The 16,657-nt window shown below is 44.6% G+C and carries 12 protein-coding genes and 2 pseudogenes; all 14 read right to left on the reverse strand.

Annotated elements, in window-relative coordinates; translation table 11 throughout:
* Positions 1–727: 727 nt before the first annotated feature.
* The 14 genes and pseudogenes from MHH48_RS28395 to MHH48_RS28460 all read right to left on the reverse strand — a co-directional run bounded on the left by MHH48_RS28395 (position 728) and on the right by MHH48_RS28460 (position 16,572).
* Positions 728–1,255 (reverse strand): hypothetical protein, encoded by a 528-nt coding sequence (locus MHH48_RS28395; RefSeq protein ID WP_076324571.1) that lies wholly within the window; start codon positions 1,253–1,255, stop codon positions 728–730.
* Between the two features lie 36 nt (positions 1,256–1,291).
* Complete coding sequence (locus MHH48_RS28400; RefSeq protein WP_076324572.1) at positions 1,292–1,705, reverse strand: hypothetical protein; 414 nt, start codon at positions 1,703–1,705, stop codon at positions 1,292–1,294.
* A gap of 552 nt (positions 1,706–2,257) precedes the next feature.
* On the reverse strand, positions 2,258–2,746 hold the full coding sequence (locus MHH48_RS28405; RefSeq protein ID WP_076324573.1) for a hypothetical protein: 489 nt from the start codon (positions 2,744–2,746) through the stop codon (positions 2,258–2,260).
* 13 nt (positions 2,747–2,759) lie between these two features.
* A complete protein-coding gene (locus tag MHH48_RS28410) occupies positions 2,760–4,283 on the reverse strand; it encodes an IS110 family transposase (protein ID WP_076324574.1) in 1,524 nt (507 codons plus the stop codon).
* A 129-nt stretch (positions 4,284–4,412) separates the two neighbouring features.
* Positions 4,413–4,851, reverse strand: a pseudogene (locus tag MHH48_RS28415) (recombinase family protein); the annotation flags it as partial.
* A 66-nt stretch (positions 4,852–4,917) separates the two neighbouring features.
* Positions 4,918–5,157, reverse strand: a pseudogene (locus MHH48_RS28420) (EndoU domain-containing protein); the annotation flags it as partial.
* Between the two features lie 281 nt (positions 5,158–5,438).
* Positions 5,439–5,801, reverse strand: coding sequence for an Imm3 family immunity protein (locus tag MHH48_RS28425; protein WP_076324576.1), 363 nt, complete (start codon positions 5,799–5,801; stop codon positions 5,439–5,441).
* 15 nt (positions 5,802–5,816) lie between these two features.
* On the reverse strand, positions 5,817–8,948 hold the full coding sequence (locus MHH48_RS28430) for a deaminase domain-containing protein (protein WP_076324577.1): 3,132 nt from the start codon (positions 8,946–8,948) through the stop codon (positions 5,817–5,819).
* A gap of 26 nt (positions 8,949–8,974) precedes the next feature.
* Complete coding sequence (locus MHH48_RS28435) at positions 8,975–9,697, reverse strand: DUF4280 domain-containing protein (RefSeq protein ID WP_076324578.1); 723 nt, start codon at positions 9,695–9,697, stop codon at positions 8,975–8,977.
* 7 nt (positions 9,698–9,704) lie between these two features.
* The gene (locus MHH48_RS28440; RefSeq protein WP_076324579.1) at positions 9,705–10,223 is read right to left on the reverse strand and encodes a hypothetical protein; all 519 of its coding nucleotides are present in this window, start codon (positions 10,221–10,223) and stop codon (positions 9,705–9,707) included.
* 5 nt (positions 10,224–10,228) lie between these two features.
* Positions 10,229–11,365, reverse strand: coding sequence for a pentapeptide repeat-containing protein (locus MHH48_RS28445; RefSeq protein WP_076324580.1), 1,137 nt, complete (start codon positions 11,363–11,365; stop codon positions 10,229–10,231).
* A gap of 21 nt (positions 11,366–11,386) precedes the next feature.
* Entirely contained in the window at positions 11,387–12,937 is a 1,551-nt protein-coding gene (locus MHH48_RS28450) for a contractile injection system protein, VgrG/Pvc8 family (RefSeq protein WP_076324581.1), read from the reverse strand.
* Positions 12,938–12,999: 62 nt separating this feature from the next.
* Entirely contained in the window at positions 13,000–13,773 is a 774-nt protein-coding gene (locus tag MHH48_RS28455; RefSeq protein WP_076324582.1) for a DNA and RNA helicase, read from the reverse strand.
* 150 nt (positions 13,774–13,923) lie between these two features.
* On the reverse strand, positions 13,924–16,572 hold the full coding sequence (locus MHH48_RS28460) for a molecular chaperone (protein WP_076324583.1): 2,649 nt from the start codon (positions 16,570–16,572) through the stop codon (positions 13,924–13,926).
* Positions 16,573–16,657: the final 85 nt, after the last annotated feature.

Below are 16,657 nucleotides of genomic sequence, written 5' to 3' on the forward strand. Positions count from 1 at the left end.
AGTATCGCTAGATCCACCGCTCTAGAATTACCCCTGTCACATCCAGAATTCACCAATTAATCCCTGAGAAGCTTGTGTCTGATACTACCCCGTCATATAAATCCCGCAGCTTCATGGTACTTACACCGATCTGTGCGACGCCCCAAGCTCCGATGGCTACGGCTAATAATTACAACGAGCCACATGCAGTGATAGAGGCACCTACCACAGCTACGGCACCAAACATTAATTTGAGTTCCGTCATCAATTTTTGCTGTTTAATTACAAGCTCCTCAAAGGCAAACTATCTCAAAAGATGCTTTGCCTTTTCATCCTCCCTATCAGGGCGGTGCATTCTACAGTTGCGTAGCATTTTCAAAAACCCGTAAGAAAACGAACATAACAAAAACAGATCAATCATGGTGGAATCTGACCATAATCGACCTGTTCAATGCAACGGAATAGCGTTATTTAGGTTACGGAATTAAAGCACCCATGTGCGTACAAACAAAATGGCAACATCTTTATACGGGCATTATATGGGTAAAGACTTCTATTTAATGATTAGTGAGTGAATTCGGCACGGGGTGGGCTTTTTAAACAGCCGCCGCTTGATGTTTGTATTGTTTGGAATTTGACGACGAATAAAAAGATGCCAGAACACGGTGGTTAACTCGCATTATGGCGTTGATGGTGTTCCTGAATGAAGTAGCTTTCAAACTGAACAATAACTAGTAATTCAAAAAAATCATTGAGAAATTGTCTCATTCCAGTCTTTATCGAGTTTATCCAACGTACTATCGCTAATATCTTCAATTTCAACCGTACTCATTTCTGTAGATACAATCCTAGCCCGAGCAGCCCATCCATAAACTAATTCACCATTGTGATATCTAACCCTCCCTCCTCTATTGAAAAATTTTATAAGCGGGTCATATAGATTTTGGAATGTAAGCGCAATTGATTCATTCTCGCCAGATAAATATGCCCATTCTAAGTAACTTTTACAGGCTGATTTGACCAGCGACTCATCTTTAATTTCGTTTAATTCCTCACGGTAATTATAAATATCAATTGGTAACTTTATACCACACATATCTGCAGCACTAAAAATCGCTAATCTCTTCCCAGGTTCTTGATTAATAAAATCATAAAATTGAGAGGCTCTCCTTAGGAACTCATATAGCAATACTCCGTGTGAAGTTCTATTTGGTTCTTCTTTTTCCCAATTAATACTTCTAATTATAGTTCTAGCATCTTCAAATAACTGATTCAATTAGACTTCCTCCTGTAATAAACATAGCATATTATTCTATAATAAAGTCTCGTCAGGTGAAAACTCTGGGAAATCTTTAGGTGGGGGAGGAGCAAGATCATGAGCCCCTTGAATAGGGGGCCTTCCAGTTAACCCTTCTTTTGGATTCCATGATTCAATTTTACGATATGGTATTCCATCTTGCATCAACTTACTTTCCGCTAGTTCATGGTCTGCTAATTGCCTAAACCAAGCTTTCTCATTAGGTGCTAATTCCCCTTTGAGTGCCTTTTCCCATCCATAAGCAATGTGCATATCTGGATGAAAATAACCTGTATAATAATACTTTCCAGAAACAGTATCCGGCATATTAACATGTTCTGTTAAAAAAAGATGCTTCTTTAGTTCAATAGCTTCATCCAAACTAAGACCAGTATTTTTGGAGAAAACTTCAAGTTCATTCATATCCAACCCTGATCCTCTTAACCTATCATATGTCTTCTGAGCTAGTTTTTCCTGTTAAACAATAGGTTCAAATTTTATAGGGTCTCCTCTAGGTTCAATTGGTTTAATATGTGGAACTTCACCTGCCCCCTCAAACGATCCACTTGAGCCTGTTTTCTTTTTCTTTTTCTTTTTCTTTTTCTTTAAAGCTTCATATAATTCCTTCTCTTTCTTGAAGTATAAATCTCTCTTATCTTTAGAAGCTCTTCTAGTAGTCGAGTATTACATGGGTTAAATGTGTTATCGGTTGAATGATGAGTTCATTCGGCACTGGGTGGGGTATTTTGAACAGCCGCCGCTTGTAAGATTGAATCGTTTGGATAATGAAGGCGGATAAAAAAGAAACCACAACACGGCTGCTAGCTCGCATTGTGGCGTTATTGGGTATATGGTTTTATGGCTGACTACATAGAATTATTGACAGTTCAGAATTATCATCCAACTCTTGACAATTCCGATATATTCTCAATAGTTCATAGTATGCCTTTCAAATTATTTGAATTTTTCGTTATTCAAAGACTAAAGGTCTTTAATGTCAATCGGTTCTTTTTCCAAAAACCTAGTATACCATTCATTCAAAGGGAAATGAGCAACATTTGTTATATCTAATGCAAGCGGTTTAATAGAAAATGAGCCACCTCTTTCAAAAACTTTTATTAAGAGTTCATAAATATTTAAGTATTTATGGACAACTGGTGATTTGTCTGCATACTTAGCTAGCTGTAAATAATACTCAAATATTCTTTGTGTATATAAATTTTTATTTAAAAACTCTACTGCTTCTGAACTACAGTACATTGAAATCTCTATTTCATCCTCAACGTCACCAAGCAATTTCGCTATATTTGTAAAAGCTGGTGGTAGGGGTTTTAGCTGTTCCTCTTTAAAAAAAAGAGCTAATCTTCTTAAAAACTCATAACCTAATTTATAATCTTCATCAGTCGAAGTTGTTCCTATATTATCCCAATGTATATTATTTATTTTTAATTTCGCACTCTCAAGATACACTTCGTTCACCTCATTAGTATTCGATATCTTTATCAAAATATTTATTGAAATCCTTAGAAGCATCATAATCAGGAAACGGTGGAGGGTTGGGATCTGTTACATCTGCTTTATCATGTGCATTTTTCTCTGGAACAACATCAAATGTATCTTTTTCTGCATTCCATGTTGAACTATCCCTTAATGGCATACCTCCATCCATATATTCTTTTTCTTTAATCTCATGATTTGCTAGTTTCTTAAACCATTCCTTTTCTGCATCATTAAGTTCTCCCTTTTGTGCCTTTTGCCATGCATGTGCAATATCAGGATCAGCTTGAAAATATAATTCTTCGTAGGGTTTACCACGAACAGATAACTGTTTAGTATCTAAGAATAAGTGCCTTTTCATGACGCATATAAGGGCTTGCTTCTTTGTCTTTCCTTCTGCTAGCTTCCGTTGGTAATACTCGTAGAATACAGGATTACGTTGCTTCTTGTTTTCGCCTTTAGCTACTTGAATTTGTTGAACGGCTAGGTTGTGGAAAATGGTGTTCAGCACACGGTTTCCTTGTCCGCTAGCTTGGTCTTTTCCTATGCCGCCCGAACTAAAACGGATAGGAGCGATTCCTGCAAAACGGGCTAGCTTATCAGCGTTGGAGAAACGGCGGATATCTCCGATTTCGGCAATCAGTTCCGCCGCTGTAACAGTGCTAATTCCGTCCATTGAATCTAGCTTGTAATCTGTCCCAGACAGTACCTGACGTAGCTGTGCTTCCGTCTCTTTAATCAGTTCTCTGCTCCGCTTCATGTCCTGTACCATATTTACAACAAGAAAGTCTCTTGATGCTTGGTAGTTCCGCTTCGTCTCCCCGTCTTTCTTCACCAGTTCCAAGATTTCCTCTGCTTTACGGGTAGAACAGATGTTATGGCTAGCTTTACGGAGATAAACTGCTAGTTCCTCCGCCCCCACCGATTCCAACTGATACGGAGCAGGGTACTTCTCCCAAAAGGCTAGAGCCGCCTTCCCGTCAATGTCGCAGAAAAACTTCTTGTAGGACGGATAATGATAGCTTAACTGTTGATGAAGTTGGTTCTTGAGCGTTGCGGCATGTTTGACGATAGAATTCCTTCTTGCCACCAGTTGCCCGATAGTCCAGTAAATGTCCTGCGGATTCGCATCCGGCAAATCATCAAGCCTAGCAAACAGAACCTTCGCAATGCAAAACGCATCCCAACTGTCGCTCTTTTGGATCGTTGCATTACTCATACGTTCATTGTAGGACAGAGCGGAATTGACTTCCTTGACGATTTGCTTTTTCTCGACAAGGTGAACGGCTAATGCTCTGCCGTTGCCGCCCGTATCCTCTAATCCATAGACAGGGGTCATCCCTTTTGGCGTATGTTTCTTGACGAACTTCATCAAGTCGTCAAATGCCGATGGCTGATTCTCGATTTGAATTTCACCCAGTCGCTCATGCCAACAGTTAATGATAACCGCTGTATGATGGGCTTTATGCAGGTCTAAACCAACGTAGACATGACGCATTTTGTAGTGCATAAAAGAAATCACCCCTGTGTACGGATTGTTAGTTGTCGTGATGGGTAAAGAATGGGGGCAACCTCAGTTCAAACCGTTAACCTTTCGGTTCGCAACGGGACGCAAGGCTCTCCAATCAATACTTGTCCACAGTATGGCTTCATGTAAGCCATCAGCTTCTATATTTCCATAGCGGTATGTTCCACTTGATTTGCACTTTCGTAAACAGTCTTCCTTGCCCAGTTTTAAATCCTTCCTCATTCATAGCTTCGACAATTTGGGTCAATGACCATGCCGGATGTTCTTCCTTTAGCTGAAATACTCTGCGGACGGTTAAGGCTTGTCTTTCATCCACTTGGATGTACTTCTGACCTTTCTTTGCCTTGTAGCCAAAGGCGGCTCTCCCTCCGGCATAGCCGCCCTGCTCTGCCTTCTTATAACGCCCCCTGCCAAGCTTGAGGGCGATTTCGAGCCGTTGATACTGGTCAAGCAGTTCCATCAAGCCGTTAATCAGGAAATCATTCGGGTCTTTCTTGTAGATGCTGTAGGTCGGCTATTCGATGCTCCGAACGTCCACCCCATGCTTCTTGAACATTAAAATGAACTCTATTTCCATCCCCTTACTTGTTACTCCCCTATAAACATTGTTTTTTACAACTTCTTTATTATAGAAAGCTTCATTTACGGCATCTATCACCTGTTGCGGTGTCCATTCCCTTGGAAAAAGTGTAGATTTAGGTTTCTTTGGTACTCCATTAATTTCAATATTGGCTCGATATACACCAAACTCATTAGGTGGATCAATATTACCGACGATTTTACCATTACTATTTGGCATTCCTTCATAATGAAATCCATTGGCCTTTCCATTTTTGAGTACTTCACCATCAAATATATGGTTTAATCCATTTTCTTTTGTCCCCTGTTTGAAATTTTCTGTGTTTTGTAGACTCTCAAGCCACTCCCATCAATCCCTGACTTATCTGTCCTTACATGCCATTCGTTTCATCCTCCTTTTATTTTGGGCACGCAAAAAAGCCCATTCCAACTTATATATTAAGCTGGAAAGAGCTTATAAAAGTTTATCAAGTGTTTGAATTGTTTAGTTTGTTGGTTGGTTGTACGATCTAGTTACTGGGGTTGCAATTGGGCTTACATAAAAATGTTGACAGCCCCTTACTTGATATTAGACTCAAACTCTATAATGATATTTTCCACTTTTTCTAAATGTGAAACTCTGTTGAATAATTCTGTATCATTTATCCCTTCTTCTTTCCAGTAATCCACTAATTTCTTATCGTTTATAATATTAAGTGCCTCTATCTTAATCTCATCTCTCAAACAATCGTGCTTTATACCTATCTCTGCTAGTAATACTGTAAACATCCACCTGACATCCTCATAGTCATCTGTTTGGTTTTCATACTCGTTGATTAACCTTGAAACAGCTTGAATTGAAGATAAACCATCGGATACAAACCTATCAAAATCATTTGGAACATACTCCATTAATTCCTCGTAAGTAATTTTTTCAAACATTCAAGTCACCTTCCATTATCTTTTTAGCTCTTTAACAAAGTACACAAACACCTCAATATTAGGGTATTTCGCTTTAAATTGTTCGATTATCGGACTACAACTCGCACAAGGCTCACGGTCAGTGTATAAGTCAATCCTCCCTTTGCGCTGTTCAGGTTTCAATTTTTTTAGCTCGTTAGTAATATCATCCAGAATCTTAAATTCAGTATCCCATTTCCTTGGGTAAGCTCCTGCTCCATCGACGATGTCTTCAGGGTTTACATCACGTGGAGTATAGTTCCATTCGCTTTCGGGGTTCAATAAAGAATATCCTTTTGCATCCCCCGCATCACCAGCATCGTTAACTCGGCTACTGGATTTGAATTCACTTCTGAGTCCATCGATCTTAACTTCAGCTATACCAAAGTTACCGCTTTTACGAATTTCTTTTGGTAACTCTTTTCTTAATTCTTTACTTCTCCTTGCTAAATCTCCACCTATCCCTTTTGAATTTAAATCTACCTTTTCTAAAGTGTAGCTCCTAGATTTATTATTACCCGTCCCCTCAAATCCACTTGAGCTTGCTTTCTTTTTCTTTAAAGCTTCATATAATTCCTTCTCTTTCTTGAAATATAAATCTCTCTTATCTTTAGAAGCTTTTCTAATAGCTTTACTCTCTTCAACGGCTTGCCGAACTCGCATTGCCATTTCTTTCTGTCTTCTATCTTGCCCACGTTTAAAGCGAGTCTTAGGTTTAGAAACCTGGTCAGTCCCCTTCACATATCTAGCATTATAAGCTCCTTTGGCCCCTTTCAACAAACTTTTCCCAAGTATCGCTAGATCCACCGCTCCTAGCATTAACCCGGTCACATCCAGCATTTCCTGATTAATCCCGAAGAAGCTTGTGTCAGATACTATCCCATCATTTAAATCCTGCAGCTTCATGAAACCTACACCCATCTGTGCGACGCCCCAAACTCCGTTGGCTGCAGCTAATAAATATAACGAACCTCCTGCGGTGAAAAAGGCACCTACTACAGCTACCGCTCCAAACATTAAGTTGAATTCTGTCATCAATTTTTGCTGTTTAACCACGAGCTCCTCAAAGGTGAAACGTGAGAAATAGATATCCTCATCCGGGATTTTGCTAAGATAATCCGGTACCTGCGGAATCAACTCGTTTAATTGATGTTCCTCTCTTCGTTCCTCCCAACGATCCCCCCATTTTTCTATCGAGCCAGATAATGCTTTTGATACATTCACAAGCCCCTGTAAAGCCTCATTATGATTAGCCTGTTTCTCTATATGATCCTTCACAGCTTTCCATGGGGAGGTTGACTGTTTAGGCGGCGCCTTCTTGCCACTTCGTATGTCTACATAGTTTTGATAGAACTCCGCATATTCTTGCTGTTCTTGGGCTCTTTCCTTTTCTGACTTTCTCTTTGCCTTAGGTGGGGGTGGAATGAACTTTTCTTTATAGCGCCTCTGTAATTCATCTTCACCTAGGGATTTTAATGATTCTTTAGCGCTCTCTTTCGTTTTCGGATTTTGTACTCGAGCAACGGCATCGTTTGTAATTTTTTGTCGAACTTCTTCCGTCCAATGATAAGCCGGTACAGAAAATCCGCTAATGTATCTTCGATTTTCTTTTCTTTCTTTGTTCGCTACTTCTAATTCATGATCCGCATACAATTTCTCAAGCTCTTCATCCGTGAGCATATCCAGGAAGTCCATCTCGACCTTCTCGAGATTCACCTTCTTGCCTTTAATCCCTACATACTCCGGCCGGATTTCCATATAGTGATCCGTGTTCGTAAAGAAGGTAATCGTCTCGTTAGCTACGAGCTTGATATGCTCCGGCATATTTTGGCCGCCTAGCTCGATTTCATTAGATGCGACTACGAGAATCGATTCCGTAGCGCTTAATGAAATATCGTTCCCATCCAGCGTTAAACTGACGGTATTCTTCTCGAATAATACACCGTCTTCACCAAGTTCCATCTTCGCCGCTCCAGGCATATGGAATACTTTTGTCATCGGCTTCTGGAAGACGGTGCGCGATTTCATCTCTTCGTTTCTGCCCCGCACGGAATTGATCGCAATCGCCTTTTTCTCCGTTCCCTCAGGAAAATAAACTTTGATGCGCGCCCCTTTTTCCGGCATACAGTGAAAGATGTTATTGCCTTCCGGTGAGTACGGAAACCACCAATTCCCTCGTTCGTCATGATCGTGATCCATATCCAAATGCACCTTAACCATATTGTTGCCGCGTTTAATAACGCGTCCTTCCAAGGCAACTCCCTGAAGCGCACGATTCGTTCTTACCTTACGCCGAAGTGCCGCACGCTGCATCAGTACATATTCATAATAGATTAAACCCGACTCATAAGTAATAACGGATTCCGTAACCACCCACATCTGTCCCTTAAAAGAAACGTTGTCCCCCACCTGGCAGTACTGGTTCGTATGTACCCGGTAACTGACGAAGTCAGACTCCCCCAAGTCTGAGCTCGCATCCGAATTCGCTTGTATATCAAGAAAGTTCCCCCGATCTTTAATGATCGAATAATGATGGGATCGGATAACCTTCCCCCAAGAGAAATCAGGTACGCCAAAATAAACCCGGGGCGCATCCATGACGATATCAGGAAGGATGACCGTACCGATCCGCGATGCCAGCCTCTTTAAAAACTGCCAATTCGTCTCTTCATACTGAACAAGGAGCTGACCAATCGTCGCTTCGGGGGGCGTAGCTTCGTTCTGGGCATCCCCTCCGGGATACAGATTGGCAATCTGCCGAATCAAATCGGTATAAGTCAGGGACTTGTTCTGAAAGGAACGACTCTCTAAATGCCGATCCATTTCATAGGTTCGCGACAGGCCTTCTATGGTTACATGGGGAATACCATCTTCCATCTGAATATCGATATTGGAGATTCCACCTGCGAACAGGTACTCATTCCCCTGCCCGGCAGATTTACGAATAAGCAAGCTATCTCGGTATGTACCATTTCTTAAACATATATCGACTTGTTCCTCCGACATGGTCGTTGAAATATAACAACGGGTATGATCATTAAACTTGCGAACAATTCGAAAGCTGCGAACGGCTGAAAGTTCATATGGCAATTCAATTTGAAAACCGTCAATGTCACGCCATCTTTTCATCTTAACTGCCTCCTTCCTTAAGATCATTATCTTTCTAGAAATTCGGGAGGCGTTGGTTCCATTCCGTTAGTTAAGAGCTGAATCTTTCCCCCATACTTGCAAGTTAAGCATGATTTTGTGGTAAGAGCGGGGACTCCATCGATCATGACATTTGAACTTCCGTTATCCCACTCTACTCCATCCGATGGTTTGGCTAAACCCGCCATCATTGCTGCAAAATTAGGAACTCCGCTTATAGAAGTTAAGCTGCTATTATTCATGCCCATGGCATATCCCATTGGCGTTGGCTGTAAGTGAGGCATCAATTTAGGAACACATGGGAAAATTTTATGTTCTTCGCCGTATGGCAGCACTTTGGTATCGGGATCATAATTGTATATATAACTTGGTCCCGAATCTCCTGTCGCCACATGGGCAATTTTCATAGGATTTAGCGCGCTCCGGCAAAAGCCAAAAGAATAAAAGTTTCCATTCATTTCACCCTTAAGTTCCTCAATAGGAAATCCCATAAAGGTTTTTTCTTCCGAACTTGACGGCACACAGTCCTTCACGGTCATCATCTTATTGTCGTTAATATACACGCCATTTGGTTCAAGCTGATTCAATACTTCTTCATGGGTTCCCATCGTACAATACATGTAGGCTCCCCGTGCAACATAGGTTTCCCGCTTGCTTTCCGCCCTCCATGGAGCATTCATTATTTCACTTATGGTGCTTTGTTTTAGAAAGCTCGTATAAAGTTTATCCACTTCTCATTCACCTGCCATTAATAAGAATTCGTCTTACATTTAATCCATACAGGCTAGTCCGCAGCATCCCTTCCGCCACATCAAGTCGCACAACCAAGTAGGATTTGCGGTAAACATTCAGCTTGAACATGCTTAAACCCTCAATAAGCTTTTCATCTACCATAAAAAGATCTAGTTTTTCTATAACCTCAGCGTTCTTCTTGGCGTATTCCTGATCAGTACAAGGTACTTCCGCGAAATTGGGCAGATAATAATGCACCTGGCCATTACGCGCCATATCGATCACGATGACCTTCTTATGAGCTAATCCGTGCCCGTACCGATTGAGAATTTGATACACGTCCTCAGACACAAGTAAAACAGGCTTCTCCAAGATACATCCATATTCCAATGCCTTTGGCGAATCGATATATACAAACTCCTCGTCCTCGGCAAAATCATAGCCCTTCTTCATTTGCTCTGAACAAGTGATCAAACCGTCAAGGCTTCCTAGCCTACGATCCTGCTCCAGGATAAAATATTCCAATCTGCTCACTCCTCTACCCAAACGATAGATTGCCGCTGGCTCTCAGATAATGAGACTAGAGATTGATCACGTCTTAACATCGTGCTTCCCGTTAAATCTGCTCCGGTAAAATCGATCCCTTCCAGCAACGCCCCTCTAAAATCACCGGCTATGGCTGCATGTTGAAAACTCGCTGCTCTCAAATTAGCGCCTAGGAACTGGACACCATGAATGCCAAACATGAGTCCATAGTTTTCGTTCATAACGTCCCGGCCGCCAGTAATTTCGTCAAAACAGGCCCGCTCCAGGTTGCATTCACGGAAGGAAGCATCAAACATAACGCTGCCGTAAAAGTCAACTTCGGAACAATTACAAGCTTCGAATTTGCTGCTTAATAAATAGCTGCCCTGCAGATGACTGCCTGAAAGCTTGACCTTCTCAAGTCTCGTGAAGTTGAGTTGAATCCCCTCATAATTGCCATTAGAAATATCCACATCCGCGATATGCTCATAGACGTATTCATGGTCCAGCTTTTTATCTAACCACTGTTTACAGGCGGTCGATGATTTTTGTCGGCTGTTGCAGCAGTATACAGATTCGCTTATTTCCATATCTCCGTACTCGCCTACGCAAATTTCGAATTGCGTGTCTTTAGCAAGCTCCTGGTAAGAGGGTAGGGTCATTAAGCGATCGACAGCATGCCGGACGGCATGAACCATATACACGTGAAAAGAATCCACTTGTTCCCTTCTCCAGTAGTCCAATGATTGCGGCGGAATAATCCCCATATATTCCTTCCGTTTGTTTTCACAAGCTTGGCTCCAAGCCGTAAAATAATCATGAATCCACTTTGCCTCATATCTATAAGGTGAGATCTTAGTACTACCTAAAGTTTCGTGATCGAAAACTTCCAGCATATACTCCGCATGTCCCTCAAAAAGTCGAGTACGCAGCAAGGATATTTTAATAACGCAGCATTTTTTCATAAGATCGAGGTTTTGCAATTGAATAGCATACTGAAAGAATTCATCCATGACCAGCACGAGGTCCGCGGCAATTCGATCCTTCTCCCGGCCAAAAAAATCATGCAAAGCTCTAATCTGTTCCGTTCTATACTTCAAAGCTTCCTGTGTGAATTGCTCCCATGCTTCAATCCGATTCATTACGACCTCCCGTAATAGAAACTATTCATCCATTAGAATTTCAACGCCTTTTAACTTAACCTGACCTTGGTCAATCGTTATACCAGCCTTGCCTTCCTTCGTAGACATATCGATTTGATTCCCAAGGAGCAGAATCGAATCAGACACCATTTCAATCTGCTTTCCAGTCTGAAGCTTTATCTTACTGTTACTGTTTAAAATAATGGTGCCTTCGTTGGTCAACGTTATCGATGCGCCGTTCTGCGCCCCGACGATCGTAATCTTGTCTTCCTCGAACATGATTTTCTGGCCTGTCTTAGTCAGGAAGAATTTCCTATCCGGGTTACTCATCAAGTCTTCTTTTATATCCGCATCATAGTGAATAACAGGCTGCAGCATTTCCTGCTTGACCACTGTCGTTGTGGTATGGCTGCCGCCACTATTCTGACTTCCGCTCTGCTGCTGTCCGCCTCCTCCTGTTCCGGAATCCTGAGGAAGCTTCTTCCGTACACTGCTGAGCGCGATGCCTTCTGCCTCATTTGCACTTGGAAAATAAATACGCACATCATCGCCCTTCTCCGGCATGACGTACCACCCTGTCTGATCCTCCGAGGCATACATGGTTGAATAAGGGAACAAATATGCAGTTTGCTGGTTCCAATCCTGATCATATTCCAGCTTCACCTTGACCTCATCGCGAACCACGACGGCTACTTTGCCTTGAATCGAGGCACCGATAATTTTGGTATTATTGACTCTTCTTTGATATCCAGCTCTCGGTAAGCAAAGCGTATATGTATGCGTAAGAACTCCACGAGACATTTCAGTGAGTACTTCAAACACGTGGAGTTGCTGATTTTTGAACGTGACTCTGTCTCCCAATTCCAATTCCTGATTCAGTACAATCTCATAGCAGATGAAATCCTGCTCACTGAGGCCGGACTCTTTTGGGTCTCCCGTATTTTTAAAAGCAAGTAAGTCTTTATACACCCGATAATGGGTTGCCTCAATTTGCCCTCGGTCGCTATGGTCGGGGATGCCAAGATAGAAACAAATGCTGTCGCGCGAAGCAATGGGAACAAGAGGAGCATGATACCGAGATGCCAGACGCTTTAGGAACTGCCAGTCTGTCTCCTGATATTGCAATGTGAATCCACTCAGAGTACGCTGTTCGGAAAACGTATTTCCAATATAAGCTCTCGAATAAGGCGCGGCGATATGCTTCATCACTTGTTCAATCTGCTGCGACTTGTCCTGAAAAGCACGGTACTCCAGCTTGATATCCATAGCATATGTGTGAGACGCAGCCTCAGCCTCCAGCCAATAGACTTCCCGATCTACCTTAATGTGCAACTTGAGCAGCATACCGTGAAACAGCGTCTTTTTTGCCCCCTTTTGATCGTAGTAGAGCAGCTCTACGGGGGTGTGCTCATTGGCCATTCTCATATATTGCTCTTCCATCTCTTCAGGAATAATACCGCTGAAGGTTAGTCTCGCATGGTCATTGATCTTCTTCACCAGCTTCACGTCATGCAGCTTCATCTCAAAAGGAGCAACTTTCAAGGTATCATACGCAACGATCAAGCTTGACATATACTTCATCTCCTTTGCTTACTTCTTTTCCTCTATCTGTAGGCCGACCGCACCAAACTTCCCTAATCCACAATCACCCGCTGGCCGCCGCCCGGGATCATGCCCATCTTACCGCCACCACCCCGGACACCGTCCAGGATACGGCTCAGATACTTGTGGATCTCCACGTTGGTGTACTCCCTGCTGCTTATGCCAAGACGGTTCGCCATATAGTGCAAGATGACGTCCCGAGCGAGGGTTCCCTCGTTCATGCACATCATCGTAAACATGAAGTCCTGCGGATCGCCGCTTCCCTTGCGTATCATTTCCTCGGCAAAGCAGCGCAGGATAACCGGGGACAAGGTGCTTTTGCCGTAAGCCGCATAGCGGACATGCAGAACATTCACGGTATTAAATTCAGTCGCCAGGTCCCGGAAGCCCTGGTAGTCCTGCCGCAGCCGGGCGCCTTCCTTCAGCTTGAAGCGGCACAGCTCGAGCTCGGAGGCACCCGTCTCCATCTGTTCGTCGATCACGATCTCACTGCGATACGTCTGCCAGTCGCTGTCTTCTTCGCCTGCATGGAAACGAACCTTCAGCGCGGCCTCCCTCCCTGTAGCGCGGTACTTGGTGCTCACAGCATCTTTCAGCAAATATAAACGCCCTTGGTGCTTGACGATGCCGGGATGAACGGTCAAGGAATCTGCACCTACCTCAACACGGGCACCTGTAATGATGCCGTCCGTATATTCCTGATAGTAGACATCCACATATTCGCGAGGGAAATCCCGCAGATTTTCCAGCATCGCCGTCTTTAGGATCCGGCCCTTCTCGAACTTCGGTGCGATATGGTTAAACATTGCCTTCCCCTCCTTCCGGCTGTAACGTTCATACGACTCTCCCGGTTAAGTTCTGTGTGATCAGATGACGGATCAAGCTTAGTGTCCCTCCATATGAACTCCATGCAGGTGCAGGACAGGATTGGAAGTAAAGATTAGAAGCACACTCCCCTACTTCATCCCGTCAAAAAAGTCCAGCTCCGACCGCTCATTCTCAAACGGGAACAACTCCTTGCGTCCGAGCAGCAGCCCTTCGTCCTGGCGGGCGATCGGCAGCACGTGAAAGCCCCAGTGATTGTCATCCGCAAAGACGAAATACTTCGTCTCTCCGTTCACGATAGAGTCGGTATCGTCCTGCGGAATTTTATCCTGATAGACCGCCTGGATATCCTCATATTTCACGGACTCATAGTCCTTGATCCGGTTATGGTACACATAGCTGTGCCGCAGCACGCCGTCCGATCCCCGCAGGAGGAACTCCACTTCCTGTGTGTGGTAAGGCCGGGAGATGAAGCCCAGCACCCGGTTCGTCCGTTCCAGGCTGGAGATTAGCTCCAGCTCGCGGCGGTCATGGGTGTATGCGCTAACCGAATACGGGATGACAGCGGCATGATTCGTAATGCTCGTCTCGATGACGCCGGCCTTCCGGGCGTTCAGATAGCGGATCGCTCCGCGCAGGCAGGCCAGCTTCAACTCGGGAACACGGCCTTCGACGGGTTTTTGCCGGAATTCGATGCTCCGTCCCGGTACAAACTCCTTCAGCGCCTCGCGAAACACCTCGATCCGGCAGGATTGCCCGGTCAGCTTAATAATCGAATACTCGCCCAGCACGCCGTCCTGGTAGAATCCATCCAGAAATTTGCGCAGGACCTCGTAGATATCCCCTTTGATCAGTTGGGTAATTTCCTTGATATTGAACACCACATTCGGAATTTCATATTCATCCTTCAATTCACCGCCCCGCAGCACCGACAGGAACCATCGCTCCATCGTCGTGATCTGCAGATCGTTATCCCGGCTGTCGTCCTCCTCTGCGTCGAAGCGGTTCCTCAGGATTCCGGTCTTGCGGAAAAACTGTTCCTTCATACCCTCGGCAATCTCCCACAAGAAATAAAAATTGCCGCGAACCCGGTAATACTCGTCCCGCGAACGATTCTCGTACATTGCAAAGGCGGTCGGAATCATCGCCTCCGCCTCACGATAACGCCGCTCCAGTTCGGTATACACTGCGGCTACGCCGTTCTCATCCACTTCGCGGAACAAGTCGTTTGCCGGAATATCAATCAAATCATCGATATCCGTCACTCTGCGCCGCCCGCTTGTGTAATAATCCGCGAATATGATTTTCATAAACTGCATAATGCGATATGTAATGTTGTTGCCGCCAAAATGCGTATCCCCGTTCTCATACGTCGCATCCATTACGATGCGGTAGGACATATGCCCGTCCTCGACGCGGAAGCGGCAGGAAGATAAATCCGTCGTTCCGCCCCCGCAGTCGATCACGAGTGCTTTATACTCCGTCCCCTCCATGAATATATTCCGCTCCAGGCCGTCCGCAATTGTGTTGTACAGTACGGCCATCCCCTCATCCAGCGCCTCCTGCTGCTCAATTCGATAATCCGGCAAAATCTCGGCGAACATTTTAAGGAATGGAGCCTTCATCTTGACGGGACTCGTGAAATGCAGGTTCTTGAACTTGCATTTGAATTGATGTTCCGCCATCTGGATAACGTATTTCAAATACGCCTGGATGATATCCCGCCGCAGTACGGAAGCCGTATTTCCTTCGCTGTCCATAATCTCGACTGGCTGGTTATAGCTGTTCACCCAGCGTTTAAGCCCCTGAAATACCGAGGCCCTGCTGCTGTAGCTGCTGCGGCGGATATTCAACAACGCCTCATGGCCGAACTGGTATTTTACCGCTGCCGGGTCTGAGCAATCGGCTACGCTGACCGCGGTAGGCAGCGCCTCGAGCCATTCCGTTCTTCGGTACGTCGGATCGGGAAACTTCACGAAATTCACTTCATTGGATCGAATATGACCGTTTAACACATCAAGACTGCTCGGAGACTGCGCATACCCGTGGTATAAAAAAGCGCCGGCCGTCGTATTGGAAGTACCGAAATCGATCGCCAGCACGGCATCCGTCTTTTGCAGCTCCCGTATGTCCAGCTCAGCCAGCGGAATTTTATAATATTGGATTTGAACGGGCGGCAGCGCCTGCGCCTGGTAATACGCCTTATACACGTATTCCGAATCACGCTTGCGGAGGAACAACAGGCTGTACTGGCGATTGGACGTGCGCTGCCATTCCATGCTGCTGTCCGCTGCCAAATAAAAGCTGCCCGCCTCGCCCTCCTCTTTGCGCAAATGAAGAATGCCGCAGAGCTCCATCCGGTCGTTGACGAGCAGTACATTGGACTCCGCTAATACCGCAGGGGCCTTCACCTTATAGCCGTCGCTTTTATCGATGGCGATGTTTGGATAAATGACGATGCGGGCCGGAACGCGAATGCCCCCGTCCCCTTGAAGCGAGGCCTGCATGTATTTGCGCATCACCGTCTTTACGCGCTCGAAGCCGCCTTCGCAGAAAGGGCCGATGAACATTTCTTCGTCCGCGCCCAAATACTTCAGGATGACGCGGATCATTTCTTCCCGGTCCAGCCGATGGCTAAGCCCCTCTACGAGCCGTTCCCGGTAGCAAATATTCCGCAGTTGGAAGGTGGTCATCTCCGTAAGCTCATCCTGCGTATATGAAACCTTCCCGCGCACCCGCTGTTGGCTGGTGGAATCCGTGTACAGTTTATAGCCCTTCATGCTTGATCAATTCCTCCTCCAAAATGGTTAGGGGCATCCTTAAAAAACACCTGTTCAAAAAGTCGAATTTTCAGCACCTAGAAGG

The sequence above is a fragment of the Paenibacillus sp. FSL F4-0100 genome (assembly GCF_037993005.1).
GTDB lineage: Bacteria > Bacillota > Bacilli > Paenibacillales > Paenibacillaceae > Paenibacillus_AQ.